16 protein-coding genes and 1 pseudogene are annotated in these 15,987 nt (G+C 70.7%); 5 read left to right on the top strand and 12 right to left on the bottom strand.

The window, feature by feature from the left end; genetic code table 11:
• Position 1: 1 nt before the first annotated feature.
• The gene (locus RKD20_RS40120; protein WP_424881984.1) at positions 2-814 is read left to right on the top strand and encodes a hypothetical protein; all 813 of its coding nucleotides are present in this window, start codon (positions 2-4) and stop codon (positions 812-814) included.
• Here the strand turns inward: RKD20_RS40120 and RKD20_RS40115 are convergent.
• On the bottom strand, positions 760-2,754 hold the full coding sequence (locus RKD20_RS40115) for a protein kinase domain-containing protein (RefSeq protein WP_424881983.1): 1,995 nt from the start codon (positions 2,752-2,754) through the stop codon (positions 760-762). The two genes, RKD20_RS40120 and RKD20_RS40115, sit on opposite strands and share 55 nt — an antisense overlap.
• Positions 2,755-2,915: 161 nt before the next feature.
• On the bottom strand, positions 2,916-4,220 hold the full coding sequence (locus RKD20_RS40110) for a DUF6986 family protein (protein WP_424881982.1): 1,305 nt from the start codon (positions 4,218-4,220) through the stop codon (positions 2,916-2,918).
• A gap of 221 nt (positions 4,221-4,441) precedes the next feature.
• On the opposite strand from RKD20_RS40110, the gene RKD20_RS40105 reads away from it, so the two are divergent.
• Positions 4,442-5,305, top strand: coding sequence for an endonuclease/exonuclease/phosphatase family protein (locus RKD20_RS40105; protein WP_424881981.1), 864 nt, complete (start codon positions 4,442-4,444; stop codon positions 5,303-5,305).
• Between the two features lie 58 nt (positions 5,306-5,363).
• Here the strand turns inward: RKD20_RS40105 and RKD20_RS40100 are convergent, their stop codons facing one another.
• The 4 genes from RKD20_RS40100 to RKD20_RS40085 all read right to left on the bottom strand — a co-directional run bounded on the left by RKD20_RS40100 (position 5,364) and on the right by RKD20_RS40085 (position 8,545).
• A complete protein-coding gene (locus RKD20_RS40100; RefSeq protein WP_424881980.1) occupies positions 5,364-6,326 on the bottom strand; it encodes an electron transfer flavoprotein subunit alpha/FixB family protein in 963 nt (320 codons plus the stop codon).
• Between the two features lie 72 nt (positions 6,327-6,398).
• Entirely contained in the window at positions 6,399-7,187 is a 789-nt protein-coding gene (locus RKD20_RS40095; protein WP_028807794.1) for an electron transfer flavoprotein subunit beta/FixA family protein, read from the bottom strand.
• A gap of 226 nt (positions 7,188-7,413) precedes the next feature.
• Positions 7,414-7,923, bottom strand: a complete 510-nt coding sequence (locus RKD20_RS40090; RefSeq protein WP_424881979.1) for a flavin reductase family protein — start codon at positions 7,921-7,923, stop codon at positions 7,414-7,416.
• A 208-nt stretch (positions 7,924-8,131) separates the two neighbouring features.
• A complete protein-coding gene (locus RKD20_RS40085; RefSeq protein ID WP_424883431.1) occupies positions 8,132-8,545 on the bottom strand; it encodes a TlpA family protein disulfide reductase in 414 nt (137 codons plus the stop codon).
• Between the two features lie 75 nt (positions 8,546-8,620).
• Between RKD20_RS40085 and RKD20_RS40080 the strand changes: the two genes are divergently transcribed.
• On the top strand, positions 8,621-9,037 hold the full coding sequence (locus RKD20_RS40080; RefSeq protein ID WP_424881978.1) for a DUF4395 domain-containing protein: 417 nt from the start codon (positions 8,621-8,623) through the stop codon (positions 9,035-9,037).
• A gap of 187 nt (positions 9,038-9,224) precedes the next feature.
• Positions 9,225-9,953, top strand: coding sequence for a lysophospholipid acyltransferase family protein (locus RKD20_RS40075; protein ID WP_424881977.1), 729 nt, complete (start codon positions 9,225-9,227; stop codon positions 9,951-9,953).
• On the opposite strand, the pseudogene RKD20_RS40070 reads toward RKD20_RS40075, so the two are convergent.
• The 6 genes and pseudogenes from RKD20_RS40070 to RKD20_RS40045 form a co-directional block, all read right to left on the bottom strand.
• Positions 9,916-10,565, bottom strand: a pseudogene (locus RKD20_RS40070) (B3/B4 domain-containing protein). The gene RKD20_RS40075 and the pseudogene RKD20_RS40070 overlap by 38 nt on opposite strands.
• A complete protein-coding gene (locus RKD20_RS40065; RefSeq protein ID WP_424881976.1) occupies positions 10,562-11,146 on the bottom strand; it encodes a transglutaminase domain-containing protein in 585 nt (194 codons plus the stop codon). Before RKD20_RS40065 ends, RKD20_RS40070 begins: the two are co-directional and overlap by 4 nt.
• A gap of 61 nt (positions 11,147-11,207) precedes the next feature.
• Entirely contained in the window at positions 11,208-11,720 is a 513-nt protein-coding gene (locus RKD20_RS40060) for a GNAT family N-acetyltransferase (protein WP_424881975.1), read from the bottom strand.
• A gap of 41 nt (positions 11,721-11,761) precedes the next feature.
• Positions 11,762-12,841, bottom strand: a complete 1,080-nt coding sequence (locus tag RKD20_RS40055; protein ID WP_424881974.1) for a threonine aldolase family protein — start codon at positions 12,839-12,841, stop codon at positions 11,762-11,764.
• Positions 12,838-13,587: an SDR family NAD(P)-dependent oxidoreductase gene (locus RKD20_RS40050; RefSeq protein WP_424881973.1), complete on the bottom strand. Its 750-nt coding sequence runs from the start codon at positions 13,585-13,587 to the stop codon at positions 12,838-12,840. Before RKD20_RS40050 ends, RKD20_RS40055 begins: the two co-directional genes overlap by 4 nt.
• Before the next feature lie 35 nt (positions 13,588-13,622).
• On the bottom strand, positions 13,623-15,020 hold the full coding sequence (locus RKD20_RS40045) for a DUF6421 family protein (protein ID WP_424881972.1): 1,398 nt from the start codon (positions 15,018-15,020) through the stop codon (positions 13,623-13,625).
• Between the two features lie 271 nt (positions 15,021-15,291).
• On the opposite strand from RKD20_RS40045, the gene RKD20_RS40040 reads away from it, so the two are divergent.
• Complete coding sequence (locus tag RKD20_RS40040) at positions 15,292-15,975, top strand: glycerophosphodiester phosphodiesterase (RefSeq protein WP_424881971.1); 684 nt, start codon at positions 15,292-15,294, stop codon at positions 15,973-15,975.
• Positions 15,976-15,987: the final 12 nt, after the last annotated feature.

The raw sequence follows: 15,987 nt of genomic DNA, 5'->3' as shown, positions 1-15,987 counted from the left end.
CATGGACGGCTTCACACTGAAGGCACTCGGCCTGGCCGAGGCTCCTCGCGATCATCCGCTGCGGTACCCGGGCGCCTGGCCGGCGGACTCCGCGCTGCTCGACGGCGACCGGCTGGTGCCCCTGGCCGGGCCGCTGCCCCTGGACCGGTGGCGGCGCGAGGACCGCTCCCCCCTCCTCGCGGTCGGCTCCAACGCCAGTCCGGGACAACTGCGGCACAAGATGGCCGAGTTCGCGATCACCTCACCGGTCCCGATGGTGAAGGCACGGGTGACCGGCGTCGACGTGGGCGTCTCCGCACACGTGAGCCGCATGGGATACGTGTCCGCGTCACCTTTCGAAGCGCCGTACGCCGTCCGGGAGTTGTTCGTCATCTGGCTGGACGCCGAGCAGCTCGCGGTGATCGACGCGAGCGAGGGGGTGCCCCTGCCGCACGGCAACTACGGGCGGGCCTGGCTGCCCGCGCCCGAGGTGCGGGTCGAGCTCCCGGGCGGCGTCACGCTGCCCGGCGTCCACTCGTACGTCAACCGCCACGGCGTCCTGCACGACGGCACCGGCGCTCCGCGCACCCATCCCGGCCAGCGGGAGCTGCTGACCGAACTCCTCGTGGGGTCGGCCCGGTTGCGGGAGCTGTTCGGCGTCACACCGGAGGAGTTCGTGGCACGGGCCCGCGCCGACCGGCACCGGTGCGCGGCGGGCACCCGGCTCTTCGCCGACGAGAAGCGGGTCACGGAGTCCGGCCTGGAGCGGTACGTGACGGTTCAGCAGACCGGGAGTCCCGGCACCGGCTCGTCGTTGTTCCCGCCCTTGATGTAGACGTCGCTGACGTAGACACCGGTGTTGCCGCTGTCGTCGTCCGTCCTCGCCCACCACACGTTGGTCCACCCTCCGGACGTCTCGCGACGGCCCAGGTTCGACTGGCAGTAGAAGTAGTTGGTGCCCGCGTTGAGGACACCGGCCTCGGCGCCGGAGGCGGTGTAGGACTTGGCGGTCTTCCAGACGGTGCAGTTGTACTTGCCGCCGCCGATGGCGGTGCAGGCCGGTGCCGGTGCCGGGGTACTGGGGCCGCCTTCCCCGGTCGTGCCGCCGCCGTTCCCTGAGTCGCTGCCGCCCGCGTCGTCGCCACCCGAGCCACCGCCGGAGGAGTGCGCCTTGCCGGACGCGGAGGCACGGCTCGTGGGTTTGGCGCTGCCGTCCTTGCCCGGCGTCTCCTTCGCGCTCGGGGTCTTCTCGGCTTCCCCGTCCGTCAGCGCGGCGCTGCCTGACGGGTCGGCGTCGGTGCGGGCGGAGGCGGAGGAGGCCCGCGCGCTCGTGCCGGACGCGATCGGCCGGGCGTCCGCTTCGGCCTTGCCCGAGTTGTTCATCAACGTGACGGCCGTGCCGGCCACCGCGAGGACGGCCGCGACGGCCGCGGCGGCGAGCAGGACGCGCCTGTTGCGACGGGGCGTACGGGAGGGAGCCATGGGGGTCGTGTCGCGAGACAGCTCGTGGCTGTGCGCCGACGGTCCCTGCGGAGCGGCGGACGGTCCCGGACCGCCGCCTTGAGAAGGGGCACCGACGCCCTGCTCCGGCGAACCGGCCTGTCCCACGGCACCGTCCTGGGCAGCGGACCCCAACCACCAGGGCGCCGGGGCCGCGGCCTCGACCTGCCCCGCAGCACCCCCCGCAGGCTGAACCCGGGCGTGCTGCTGCCCGGTCTCCGCAGTCGGCTCGGTCCCTTCCGTCGCCTGCGATCCGGATTCCGGCGCCGACGCCGGCCTCGTCGGATCCGCCGACGCCGCACCGGCAGTGGCAACAGGCGCCGCCGGAACGTCGGGGACGGTCTCGGTCTGCCCCGCCGGTCCCGCCGTACCCCGCAAGGTCGTCGTGGGGCTGTCCGCCCCGGCCTCGGCGCCGTCCGCCACCGCCTGCAGCAGTTCGCGCGCCTCCTCGGCCCCCGGGCGGGCCTCGGGCCGCTTGTCCAGCAGGCGCTGGAGCACGGGGCCGAGGGGCCCGGCACGGTGGGACTCGGGGAGCGGTTCGCCGACGATCGCGGTGAGGGTGGAGAACGTCGACGTACGGCGGAACGGCGACGCCCCCTCGATAGCCGCGTACAGCGTGGCACCGAGGGCCCACACGTCGGAGGCCGGTCCCGGGTCGCCGCCCTGGGCGCGCTCGGGCGCCATGTAGTCCAGGGACCCGACGAGGTGGCCGGTGCGGGTGAGGCTGGTGGCCGATCCGTCGCCCGGGTCGTCCATGGTGGCGATGCCGAAGTCGGTGAGCAGGACGCGGCCGGAGCGGTCGAGCAGGATGTTGCCGGGCTTGACGTCCCGGTGCAGTACGCCCGCCTTGTGGGCGGCGGCCAGGGCGTCCATGACCTTGGCGCCGATGCCGGCCGCCTCCCGCGGGTCGAGAGTGCCCTGCTTGCGCAGCACCTGGTCCAGGGAGGGGCCCTCGACCAGCTCCATGACGATCAGCGGGCGTCCGTCGACCTCGGCCACGTCGTGCACCGCGACGACGCCGGGATGCCGGACCCTGGCCGCCGCGCGCGCCTCGCGCTGCATCCGCAGCCGCAAATCGGCGAGTTCGGGGCCGTCGGCGTCGGTGTAGGTCCGCAGTTCCTTGACGGCGACCTCACGGCCGAGGACCTCGTCCACGGCCCGCCAGACCACGCCCATACCGCCGCGCCCGAGCTGGGCCACGACACGATAACGCCCGGCCAGCAGCCGACCGGTCTCGTCGTCCTGGCCCTTTCCCCTGGTCTCCCCCGAAGACACCGCTGCCCCGTTCCTGTGACACGTCAATGCGTGCGGTACAGACTACGGGCAGGAGTGACAACTCCAGCCGGTGGTTGCGACTGTGACAGGGCCGCTACGTCTTCCGCCACTTCGTGGAGATGATCTCGTGGAGACGTTTCGTGAAGGCTGTCTCGCGGAGGCTATTTCGCGGAGGCGGTCAGGTCACCGCGCCGGGGCGCCGCGTAGCCCTCCAGGTCGGCCCGGGTCAGACCGGTCAGCCGCGCGACCTCACCGATGTCCAGGGCGCCGCAGTCGAGACCGCGCAGCAGATAGCCGCTGAGCGCCTTGGCGGTGGCGGGCTCGTCCATGACGTCGCCGCCGGCCCGGTTGGCGTACCGGGCGAGTCGGTCGGCCGCCTGCTCGAAGCCCTCGCGGTAGAAGGCGAACACGGCCGCGTAGCGGGTGGGGAGGTGGCCGGGGTGCATGTCCCAGCCCTGGTAGTAGGCGCGGGCCAGGGCCCGGCGCGTCAGGCCGTAGTGCAGCCGCCAGGCGTCGTGGACCTTGGCCGTGGGCCCGACCGGCAGGACGTTCGTGGAGCCGTCCGAGACCCGTACGCCGGTGCCCGCGGCCGCGACCTGCATGATCGCCTTGGCGTGGTCGGCCGCGGGGTGGTCGCTGGCCTGGTAGGCGGCGGAGACCCCGAGGCAGGCGCTGTAGTCGAAGGTGCCGTAGTGCAGTCCGGTGGCGCGGCCCTCGGCGGCCCGGATCATGCGGGCGACGGTGGCGGTGCCGTCGGTGGCGAGGATGGACTGGCTGGTCTCGATCTGGATCTCGAACCCGAGCCGGCCGGAGTCCAGGCCGTGGGTCTTCTCGAAGGCCTCCAGGAGCCGGGCGAACGCGGTGACCTGCTCGGCGTAGGTCACCTTCGGCAGGGTCAGCACCAGCCCCTCGGGCAGGCCGCCGGCGGCCATCAGGCCGGTGAGGAAGACGTCGAGGGTCCGGATGCCCCGGTCCCGGACCGCCGCCTCCATGCACTTCACGCGGATGCCCATGTACGGCGCCGCCGTGCCGTTCTTGTACGCCTCGGCGATCAGCCGGGCCGCGCGGGCCGCCGTCTCGTCCTCCTCGGCGTCCGGGCGCGGGCCGTAGCCGTCCTCGAAGTCGACGCGCAGGTCCTCGATCGGCTCGTGCTCCAGTTTGGCCCGCACGCGCGCGTGGACGGGCTCGGCGAGTTCGTCGGACAGCCCGAGGACGGCGGCGAAGGAAGCGGCGTCCGGGGCGTGGGTGTCGAGGGCCGTGCGGGCCTTCTCACCCCAGGAGCGGACGGTGTCGGCGGCGAAGACGTCACCGGGGACGTAGACGGTGTGCACGGGCTGGCGGGTGCCGGGGTCTCCGGGGTAGCGGCGCTCCAGTTCGGCGTCGACCGGCGCGAGGGAGGCGCTGATCTCCTCGCTGACGGCTCCCGCGAGGCTCGTCGCCACCTGCTCCTGCTGGCCCTGACCCATCCCACACCCTCCTATTTTCCGCTCTACGGAATCAACAATCCGTAGAGCGAAGTTATCCGCGAAGCCTCCCGAGGGTCAACACCCCGTCCACAGCATGAGCCGCCGCGTTCACGCAAGGTGCCGAGATCCCCTACGCCGTCTACCGCACACCGGCTCGACCATTCATCCTGTCCCGTCGGGAGGGAAACAACATGTCGGACACCCACAGAATGACGCGTCGCATGGGCCTCAGAACCGCCGTGGCCGCCGCCGTCACCGTGCCGCTGATGGGCACGCTGCCGGCCTCCGCCGCCAAGCCGTACCACCGCCGACTCGATGTCATGACGTTCAATCTGCGCTTCGCCAGTACCTCCGAACCCAACAGCTGGACCGTCCGCCGCCCGGTGATGCGCCAACTCCTGCGCCAGGAGGCACCCACCGTGATGGGCACCCAGGAGGGCCTCTACCAGCAGCTGCTCGACATCCACTCCGACCTGGGAGCGCACTACGACTGGATCGGCACCGGCCGCGAGGGCGGCAGTCACGACGAGTCCACGGCGGTCTTCTACGACACCCGGCGTCTGGCCCCCGTCGAGCACGACACGCTCTGGCTCTCCGACACTCCCCGGGTCATCGGCTCGAACACCTGGGGCGGCGCGCTCCCCCGGATCGTCACCTGGGTCCGCTTCCGCGACCGGGCAGCCGGCGGACGGGAGTTCTACGTCCTCAACACCCACTTCGACCATGTGGGGCAGTACGCGCGCGAGCGTTCGGCACAGTTTCTCGGGGAGAGGATCGCCGAGTTCGACCGCACGCTACCGGTCCTCGTGACCGGCGACTTCAACGCCGAGGCCCACGACAACCGGGCGTACGACATCCTGCTCGCGACGGGACTCGTCGACACCTGGGACGCGGCCGCCGAACGCAGCAGGCTGTACGCCACCTTCCACGGCTACAAGCCCCTCACCCCCGACGGTGACCGCATCGACTGGATCCTCGCCACCCCGGGCACGACCGTGCACCGGGCCGTCATCAACACCTTCGCGATGAACGGGCAGTTCCCGAGCGACCACCTGCCGGTGCAGGCCACGCTGACCCTGGGATGAGCCGAGGCCCCCGTGACCGCGTCGGCGGTCACGGGGGCCTCGTACGCCCGGAGCGGGATCAGCCCTTGCGGGTCTTGATCTCCTCGGTGAGGGCGGGGACCACGTCGAAGAGGTCACCGACGACGCCGTAGTCGACGAGGTCGAAGATCGGGGCCTCGGCGTCCTTGTTGACCGCCACGATCGTCTTCGAGGTCTGCATGCCCGCGCGGTGCTGGATCGCGCCGGAGATGCCGTTGGCGATGTACAGCTGCGGCGAGACGGACTTGCCGGTCTGGCCGACCTGGTTGGTGTGCGGGTACCAGCCGGCGTCCACCGCGGCACGCGAGGCACCGACGGCCGCACCGAGGGAGTCGGCGAGGGCCTCGATGATCGCGAAGTTCTCGGAGCCGTTGACGCCGCGGCCGCCGGAGACCACGATCGCGGCCTCGGTCAGCTCCGGACGCCCGGTCGACTCGCGCGGGGTACGGCCGGTCACCTTGGTGCCGGTGGCCTGCGCGGAGAAGGTCACGCTCAGCTCCGAGACCGCGGCGTCGGCCGGGGCGGCCTCGACGGCGGCGGAGTTGGGCTTCACCGTGATGACCGGGGTGCCCTTGGAGACCCGGGACTTGGTGGTGAAGGAGGCGGCGAACACCGACTGGGTGGCCACCGGGCCCTCGTCGCCGGCCTCCAGGTCGACGGCGTCGGTGATGATGCCGGAGCCGATGCGCAGCGCCAGACGCGCGGCGATCTCCTTGGCCTCGGCGGAGGACGGGACCAGCACGGCGACCGGGGAGACGGCCTCGACGGCGGCCTGGAGGGCGTCGACCTTGGGTACGACGAGGTAGTCGGCGTACTCGGAGGCGTCGTGGGTGAGGACCTTGACGGCGCCGTGCTCGCCCAGGACGGCGGCGGTGTCGGCGGCACCGGCACCGAGCGCGACGGCGACGGGCTCGCCGATGCGGCGGGCCAGGGTCAGCAGCTCCAGGGTGGGCTTGCGGACGGCACCGTCCACGTGGTCGACGTAGACGAGAACTTCAGCCATGGGAATGCTCTCCTGCGGATTGCGAAGGCTTAAGGGGCGGTAAGGGGGTGAGCCTCGGCGGGCCAGTGACCCTTAGATGAACTTCTGGCTCGCGAGGAACTCGGCGAGCTGCTTGCCGCCCTCGCCCTCGTCCTTGACGATCGTGCCGGCCGTGCGGGCCGGACGCTGCGCGGCGGAGTCGACCGTCGTGTAGGAGCCCTCCAGGCCGACCTGTCCGGCCTCCAGGTCCAGGTCGGACAGGTCCCAGGACTCCACCGGCTTCTTCTTGGCCGCCATGATGCCCTTGAAGGAGGGGTAACGCGCCTCGCCCGACTGGTCGGTGACCGAGACCACGGCCGGGAGGGAGGCCTCCAACTGCTCCGAGGCGGCGTCGCCGTCACGGCGGCCCTTGACGGTGCCGTCCTCGACGGAGACCTCGGAGAGCAGCGTGATCTGCGGGACGCCGAGGCGCTCGGCCAGCAGGGCCGGGACGACGCCCATGGTGCCGTCGGTGGAGGCCAGGCCGGAGATCACCAGGTCGTAGCCGGCCTTCTCGATGGCCTTGGCAAGGACCAGGGAGGTGCCGATGACGTCGGTGCCGTGCAGGTCGTCGTCCTCGACGTGGACGGCCTTGTCGGCGCCCATGGACAGCGCCTTGCGGAGCGCGTCCTTGGCGTCCTCGGGGCCGACGGTCAGGACCGTGACCTCGACGTCGTCGTCGGAGTTCTCGGAGATCTGCAGCGCCTGCTCGACCGCGTACTCGTCGAGCTCGGAGAGCAGACCGTCCACGTCGTCCCGGTCGACGGTCAGGTCATCGGCGAAGTGCCGGTCGCCGGTGGCGTCGGGCACGTACTTCACAGTGACAACGATCCTCAAGCTCACGCCGGCTCTCCTACTGCATCGTCATTTTTCGGCTGCCTCTTGCAGGCAGCATAGGCGCCCCAAGCGGCCGATCCCGGTCGGGGCGGGCTGTGCTCCGACCGCAATATTACTCACCAGTACATCCAGCATGTGCCCGCTAAGCAAGCGCTTTGAACTGTGACCTTCGCAACGCAGCGTAATCGGAACTCGACGGCCCCGCAGCACGGCGGAAGCGTCACTGAGCCGATCAGTCGCGCAAGCCGTTGAACCGGCCCTGGTGGTAGAGCAGCGGCCTGCCGACGCCGGCCGGGTCTCCGAGCCGCACCTCGGCCAGCACGATGCGGTGATCACCGGCGGGCACGCGCGCGTGGACCCGGCACACCAGCCAGGCCAGCACGCCGTCGAGGACGGGGACACCTTCGGGCCCCTCGCGCCAGGCGGTGGGCGCGCCGAAACGGTCGGCGCCGCTGCGGGCGAAGGTGGCCGCCAGCTCCTCCTGGTGCTCGCCGAGTATGTGCACGCCGACGTGATCGGCCCGGGATATCGCGGGCCAGCTGGAGGCGCCGGTCCCGATCCCGAAGGACAGCATGGGAGGTTCGGCCGAGACCGAGGCGAGCGAGGTGGCGGTGAAGCCGACGGGGCCGGCGTCACCGTTCGCGGTGATCACCGCGACTCCCGCCGCATGCCGCCGGAAGACGGAGCGCAGGAGGTCGGGAGAGGCGAGCCGGGGGCTGCCGAGGTCGGACGTGGCCGTCATGCGGTGTTCCTTCTGCGAGGAGTGTCGAGCCGGACCGTGACTGCTCAACAGACCGGACAGCGCGCGCTCGCGGTGCGGGCGAGGTCGACGTGGACCCGCCCGAACAGAAGGAGTTCCGTAGGCATACGGTCAGGCTGACGATAGGTGTGGTGCGCAGTCAAGTGGGTTCCGGCATATGGGAGATGCGTCACCGTGCGGGCACCCGGTGTCACACCGCCTCACCGATCGCCGCGATGACGTCCGCCTTGCGCGGCTGGCCGGTGGCCCGCCGTACGACCCTGCCCTCGGCGTCGAGGACCAGCACGGTCGGCGTCTTGAGGATGTCGAGCGCACGGACCAGGTCGAGGTTCTTCTCGGCGTCGATCTCGACATGGGCCACGCCCGGGACGAGGCCGGCGACCTCGCCGAGCACCCGCCGGGTCGCCCGGCAGGGCGCGCAGAAGGCGCTGGAGAACTGGACGAGCGTGGCGCGCTCACCGAGGTCCTCGCCCAACTCTGCCGCCCCGAGCCTCTTGCCGTCGTCGCGCCCGCGCACCCGAACTCTCCCGCTCCGCCGCCGTTGCAGCACTCCGTAGGCACTCGCCGCCGCGAGCACCGCCACGCACACCACCAGTCCAGTCATCACCCGCACAAGCATTCACGAGACTGCAAAGATTCCCGACTCCCCCCGGTCTTTCCGTTGCGGAATGCTTGATTCATGGACATCGATGCAAGGGGGCCGCGTTTCGGCGCGGCCGTGACGACCGTCGTGCTGGCGGCCGTTCTGATCACCGGCAGCGTCTGGCTGCTGGCCTGGCAGACGCTGGCGTTCGCGCTGGGCGCTGCGGGCGGGGTGGGCCGCTCACCGTACGGTCTGCTGTTCCGCAGGGTCGTACGGCCGCGGATCGGACCGCCGACCGAGTTCGAGGCGCCGGAGCCGCCACGGTTCGCGCAGGCCGTGGGCCTGGGCTTCGCGGCACTCGGGCTCATCGGCTACGGGATCGGACCGGAGTGGCTCGGGCTCGCCGCCACCGGCGCGGCGCTCGCGGCAGCCTTCCTCAACGCCACCTTCGGGTACTGCCTGGGTTGCGAGATGTACCTGCTCGTGCGGCGGGTGGCGGTACGCGCGGAGTAAAGGCGGTTTAAAAGCCCAAGGTGGATCACCGGGCGGACGTGACGAGAATCTCGCCCCAGGCGGGCACCGGGACTGGCTCCCCGCCCGTTCTTGGGGCACGATCTGCGAGATGCCGTAAACCTACGGCTGCGTAACTTATTGCCGGGAGTCGGCTTCCCGGGCAAAGCAGGAAAGGCTCACCCCGCCCATGGCAGAGCTTGTCTACCGTCCCGTCGTCGGATTCGCCCAGGCCCTGTTCAAGGCCTGGGATCTCAAGATCGACTGCAAGGGTTCGGAGAACATCCCGCGCTCGGGCGGCGCCGTGCTGGTGAGCAACCACATCAGCTACCTGGACTTCGTCTTCAACGGCCTGGCCGCGCTCCCGCAGAAGCGTCTCGTGCGGTTCATGGCGAAGGAGTCCGTCTTCCGTCACAAGGTCTCGGGCCCGCTGATGCGCGGGATGAAGCACATCCCGGTCGACCGCACGCAGGGCGAGACGGCGTACGCCCACGCTCTGGAGTCGCTGCGGTCGGGCGAGATCGTCGGGGTCTTCCCCGAGGCGACGATCTCGCAGTCCTTCACGTTGAAGAGCTTCAAGTCGGGTGCGGCGCGGATGGCACAGGAGGCCGGCGTCCCGCTGATCCCGATGGCCGTCTGGGGCACGCAGCGGCTGTGGACCAAGGGGCACCCGCGCAACTTCAAGCGCAGCCACATCCCGATCACCATGCGGGTCGGGGAGGCGATCGAGGCGTCCCGCGACAAGTACGCGGGGGCGATCACCCGGCAGCTGCGCGAGCGGGTCAACGAGTTGCTGGAAGCCGCCCAGCGGGCCTACCCCGTGCGCCCCAAGGGGCCGGACGACACATGGTGGATGCCGGCGCATCTCGGGGGCACGGCGCCTACTCCGGAGCAGGTGCGCGAGGCGGAGGCGCGGTAGCCGGCTCGATCCGCGCCCCCGGACTGAACCTCTCCAGCAGGAAGACGACCGAGGCCGTCTCCTCGGTGAGCCGGGTTCGAGGGCCCTGGCGCCAGTTCCAGCGACGGCAGGTCACGCCGGTCTCGTCGCGCCAGAGCACCTCGCCGGGGTCGGGGTGCTCGACGACCTCCATGCCGCCGGCCACGGTCACGAAGCCCACGTCACCCCCGGCCCGGACGAGGCGCATCCCGCCCTGGACGCGGTCGAGGTCCTCGCCGCCGACGGGGACGCGGTGCGCGGCGCCGATCGCGTTGCAGAGGTCGACCAGGAGGTTGATGCGGGCCGGCCCCGCGTCCGACAAGGCCCTCTTCGCCGGCGCCTCCGCCGGGTCGCGGGTGCGCGACGGCTTCGAGCCGAACGCCGTGCAGACCTCACGCCGGCCGCCATGTGCGGGTCCTCGTGCGGGGCGCGCCCGTCCGGTCGTACGGCGAGCCGGCGGGCCGCGTCGTCGAGCAGCGCCGAACCGGCTCAGGCGCTGGGCCCGTTGACGAGTCCGTGGGCCCTGATGGCGAGGTGCGTGAAGCCGGGTGCGGGAGCGCGCGCCTCGTCGGACACGGTCACGGAGAGGGTCATCGGGTGCCTCGGAGTGCGGTGGGGAGCGTCTTCCAGAGGTACGGCCGGTCGGGGGCGGCCTTGAGGACGCTCAGAACGGCCGGGTGCGGTTCGGCATACAGGACCGGGTAGTCCATCTCGTTGGACTCCGGGTCAGGCCTGAAGGCCAGTCGCTCGCCGTCGAGGGAGAACTGGGCGTCCACGCCCGGCTTGTTGCCCCGGGGGTCCTGGCGGTGCCAGGCGCCGTTGAACCGGACGGCGACCAGGCCGTGCACCACGTCGAACTTCTGGTAGCAGAGCGCGGCCGGGATGTCCTCGGCGCGCAGCAGGGCGGCCAGCGCGTGGGCCTTGGCGTAGCAGATGCCGGTGCCCTGCTCCAGGACGTCGGAGGCCCGCCAGGTGACGCGGAGGTCACCGGAGTCCTGGGAGTGCGGGATCGTGTCGCGGACGAACTCGAAGGCCAGTTGCGCATAGGAATACGAGTCGACCGCCTCTTTGGCGAGCCGTGCGGCCACCTCTCGGACGATCGGGTGGCCATGGTCGATGACCTCGTCGACGGCCAAGTATGCGGAAAGGTCAGGGGTGTTCTGGATCAGCTCCATGCCCGCAGAGCATAGGAAGACGATCACCCCGGAGTCAATCAATTTACCGTGCTCGGTATATTTATGCAGAGTAGCAATGGACGGTCACCACCTGGGACGCGCTCCACCGCTGGTCGACGGTGGCGAGCCTCGTCCAGCCCAGCCGTTCGTAGAGGGCCGCCGCGGCGGTGTCGGACGCGACCACGTCGAGCACCGGGTGCAGGCCGCGGTGCCGTGCTTCCTCCACCGCTCGACCGATCAGCAGGGCACCGATCCCGTGCCCTCTCGCCCACGGGGCGACGAACAACCGGCCGACCACCGCGGCCCGTTCCCCGCCCGTGCCGTTGCGCTCGCCCCAGAGGACAGGGGCCAGGTCGCCTTCGGCGCCGCGGGTGAGACCGACATGACCCGCCACCCGGCCGTCCAGATCGGCGACCCAACTGCCCAGCGCCGAAGCCTGCGTCAGCCAATCGCCGGGCCGGGCAGGCCAGTTCACCGGGTAACCGTCCTGCCGGTGCACCTCGGCCAGCACCCGCACGCACGCCTGGACGTCGTCATCGGTCCTCGGCCGGACCCGGCTCTGTGTCTTGGCCACTCCAGCATGCAACCACAGGTGTGCTCCGGCCCGGCCCGCGTCTAGCGCGCCATCTCCTCCTTCAGCGCCGCCACGAACGCGTCCACGTCGTCCTCGGTGGTGTCGAAGGCGCACATCCAGCGGACGACGCCCGCGGCCTCGTCCCAGAAGTAGAAGCGGAAACGCTTCTGGAGGCGCTCGCTCACGTCGTGCGGGAGCTTGGCGAAGACACCGTTGGCCTGGACCGGGTAAAGGATCTCGACGCCATGGACGGCACGGACACCCTCGGCCAGGCGCTGGGCCATCTCGTTGGCGTGGCGGGCGTTGCGCAGCCACAGGTCCCCGGCGAGCAGGGCCTCCAACTGCACCGAAACGAAACGCATCTTGGAGGCGAGCTGCATGGACAGCTTGCGCAGGTGCTTCATGTGGGAGACCGCGTCCTGGTTGATCACCACGACCGCCTCGCCGAACAGCGCGCCGTTCTTCGTCCCGCCCAGGGAGAGGATGTCGACGCCGACCGCGTTGGTGAACGTGCGCATGGGGACGTCCAGGGAGGCGGCCGCGTTGGCCATGCGGGAGCCGTCCAGGTGGACCTTCATGCCGTGCGCGTGGGCGTGGTCGCAGATCGCGCGGATCTCGTCGGGCGTGTAGAGGGTGCCGAGCTCCGTGGACTGCGTGATCGAGACGACCTGCGGCATCGCCCGGTGCTCGTCCTCCCAGCCCCAGGCCTGCTTGTCGATCAGTTCGGGCGTGAGCTTGCCGTCCGGGGTGGACACGGTGAGCAGCTTGAGGCCGCCCATGCGCTCGGGGGCGCCGCCCTCGTCCACGTTGATGTGCGCGCTCTCGGCGCAGATCACCGCGCCCCAGCGGTCGGTGACCGCCTGGAGCGCGACGACGTTGGCGCCGGTGCCGTTGAAGACCGGGAAGGCCTCGGCCGTGGCCCCGAAGTGGCTGCGGACGATCCGCTGGAGGTTCTCGGTGTAGTCGTCCTCGCCGTACGCGACCTGGTGCCCGCCGTTGGCGAGGGCCAGGGCGGCGAGCACCTCCGGGTGGGCGCCGGCGTAGTTGTCGCTGGCGAAGCCGCGGACGTCCGGGTCGTGATGGCGACGAGCCTGCGTAAAGGAGGCCTTCGGAGGGTTCACGGCTTCTCGGTCAGCCACAGACGGTTTCCGTTCACTTCGGCGGCGGGCTTGTCCCAGACACCTGCGATCGCCTCGGCCAGATCCTTGACGTCCGTGAAGCCCGCGAACTTCGCGTTGGGCCGCTCGGCGCGCATGGCGTCGTGCACCAGTGCCTTCACCACCAGGATCGCAGCCGCGGAGGTGGGCCCGTCGGCGCCCCCGGCCTTGCGGAAGGCGTCGGCGAGAGCGAGCGTCCAGGCCTCGGCGGCGGCCTTGGCGGCGGCGTACGAGGCGTTGCCCGCCGTGGGCTTCGTCGCGCCGGCGGCGCTGATCAGGAGATAGCGGCCGCGCTCGCTGCGCTGCAGGCCCTCGAAGAAGGCGAGGGAGGTGTGCTGCACGGTGCGGATGAGCAGCAGTTCCAGGAAGTCCCAGTCGTCCAGGCTCGACTTGGTGAAGGTCTCACTGCCGCGCCAGCCGCCGACGAGGTGGACCAGGCCGTCGACCCGGCCGAAGTCCTTCTCGATGTGCCTGGCCCAGTCCTGGGTGGACCCCAGGTCGAGCAGGTCGACCGGCTCACCGGTCACGGTGGCGCCGCCCGAGGCGTAGCGTGCCGCGTCCACGGCCTCCGCGAGCCGCTCCGGGTCGTTGTCCGCGCCGACGACGGTCGCGCCCGCCTCGGCAAGTCGCAGCAGTGTCGCGCGGCCCGCGGGACCGCCCGCGCCGGCCACCGCGATCACCGCACCGCTGAGAGCTCCGTTCCCCGTCATGCGCTTCGCCTCCTGAGCTGTTGTGGTGCGGTCGCTCACGCGGCGACCCGCTCGGCATTCTCCGCCGTGATGCCCCGCGTGGAGGCGATCACGTTCTTCAGCTTCTTGGAGAGTGCCTCATAGAACATGCTCAGCGGAAACTCGTCCGGAAGCACGTCATCGACGAGTTTCCGGGGCGGCAGCGACAGATCGAGGGCGTCGGGGCCCTTGGCCCACTTGGAGCCCGGGTGCGGGGCGAGGTACTGCGACACCAGGTCGTACGCGGCGAACCAGTGGACCAGCTTCGGGCGGTCGATGCCCGCTCGGTACAGGTCCTCGATGTCGGCGCACAGCTGGTTGGTGACCTGGGGGGCGCGCTGCCAGTCGATGAACAGCTTGTTGTCGGTCCAGCGGACGACGTCGTGCTTGTGCAGGTAGGCGAAGAGGAGCTGGCCGCCGAGGCCGTCGTAGTTGCGCACGCGCTCGCCGGTGACCGGGAAGCGGAACATGCGGTCGAAGAGGACCGCGTACTGCACGTCACGGGCCTGCGGGACGCCGTCGGCCTCCAGCTTCACGGCCTCCTTGAAGGCGGTGAGGTCGCAGCGCAGCTCCTCGAGGCCGTACATCCAGAACGGCTGGCGCTGCTTGATCATGAACGGGTCGAAGGGCAGGTCGCCGTGGCTGTGGGTGCGGTCGTGGACCATGTCCCACAGGACGAAGGCCTCCTCGCAGCGCTTCTGGTCGTGGACCATGGCGGCGATGTCCTCGGGCAGCTCCAGTCCCAGGATGTCGACGGCGGCGTCGGTGACCCGGCGGAAGCGGGCGGCCTCGCGGTCGCAGAAGATCCCGCCCCAGGAGAAACGTTCCGGCGCCTCGCGCACGGCGATGGTCTCCGGGAAGAGGACGGCGGAGTTGGTGTCGTAGCCGGCCGTGAAGTCCTCGAACTTGATGCCGCAGAACAGCGGGTTGTCGTAGCGGGTGCGCTCCAGTTCGGCCAGCCACTCGGGCCAGACCATGCGCAGCACGACCGCCTCCAGGTTGCGGTCGGGGTTGCCGTTCTGTGTGTACATCGGGAAGACGACCAGGTGCTGGAGGCCGTCAGCGCGGTTCGCCGCGGGCTGGAAGGCCAGCAGCGAGTCGAGGAAGTCGGGCACCTCGAAGCCGCCCTCGGACCAGCGACTGAGGTCCTTGGCGAGGGCGCCGTGGTAGTCGGCGTCGTGCGGCAGCAGGCGCGACAGCTCCTGCACCGCCTCGACGACACGCCGTACGGCGGCCTCGGCGTCCGCGCGCGCGGGCGCGCCCTCGGCCTGGAAGTCGATCGACCCGTCCTTGGACTGCCATGGCCGGATCCGCTCCACGGCATCCTTGAGCACAGGCCACGCCGGGTGCTCCACCACCCTGGTCACGGGAGGAACCAGGTCCCCCGAAGCCGTCTGCACAAGAATTTCCGTCATGTCCCATCCTCCACGGGAGAAGCTCGCGTACAGAGACCGTATACATACGAGGTTCCGCCCAGCAAGAGCGCACTCGGGAAGTTATCCTGCACACCCCAATGGTCACCGAATTTTTTCCTGTCGGAAGCCATGAACGCAGCGATTCCGGGTATCCGGGATCACTCCCTCGCCCGCCTCGGCGATCCCTCGCGCACGCACGGGTCCCTCACGCGGCGTAGCCGTTAGGCTGCGGCTCTGCACCGAGCCGCCGTCGACGGAAGCGAGTTGAACCTTGAACTTCCTTACCATCGGTCATCGCGGAGTCATGGGTACCGAACCCGAGAACACCCTCCGTTCCTTCGTCGCCGCCCAGCAGGCCGGCCTCGACGTCATCGAACTCGATCTGCACCTGAGCAAGGACGGCGCCCTCGTCGTCATGCACGACACCGACGTGGACCGCACGACCGACGGAACCGGCCCGATCGCCGAGAAGACCCTCACCGAGCTGCGCGCCCTGGACGCGGGTCGCGGGGAACGCGTCCCGGTGTTCGAGGAGGTCCTGGACGCGGTGCGGTCGCCGCTCCAGGCCGAGATCAAGGACATCGCGGCGGCCCGCGCGCTGGCCGAGGTCATGCTCCGGCGGGATCTGGTCTCCCGGGTCGAGGTGTCCTCGTTCCACGACGAGGCGATCGCCGAGATCGGCCGCCTGGTGCCCGGCGTGCGGACCGCGCTCATCGGCAGCCGGTTCGGCCCCGACATCGTGGAGCGCGCCGTCGAGTCCGGTGCGCAGACGGTGTGCCTGAACATCCGCCGGCTGACCCTGGAGGTCGTGCAGGCGGCCCGCAAGGCGGACCTCAGGATCATCGGCTGGGTGGTGAACACCCAGGACGATCTGCGCCTTGTACGGGCCCTGGGGCTGGACGGCGCGACGACCGACTACCCGGAGATCAAGCGCACCGGCCGCTTCACCGCGTGACCCGGGCCAGGA

It is taken from the genome of Streptomyces sp. SLBN-8D4, from assembly GCF_049739545.1.
Classification (GTDB): domain Bacteria; phylum Actinomycetota; class Actinomycetes; order Streptomycetales; family Streptomycetaceae; genus Streptomyces; species Streptomyces canus_C.
Note: the sequence above shows the minus strand (reverse complement) of the source record. Positions and strands in the feature narration are given on the sequence as shown.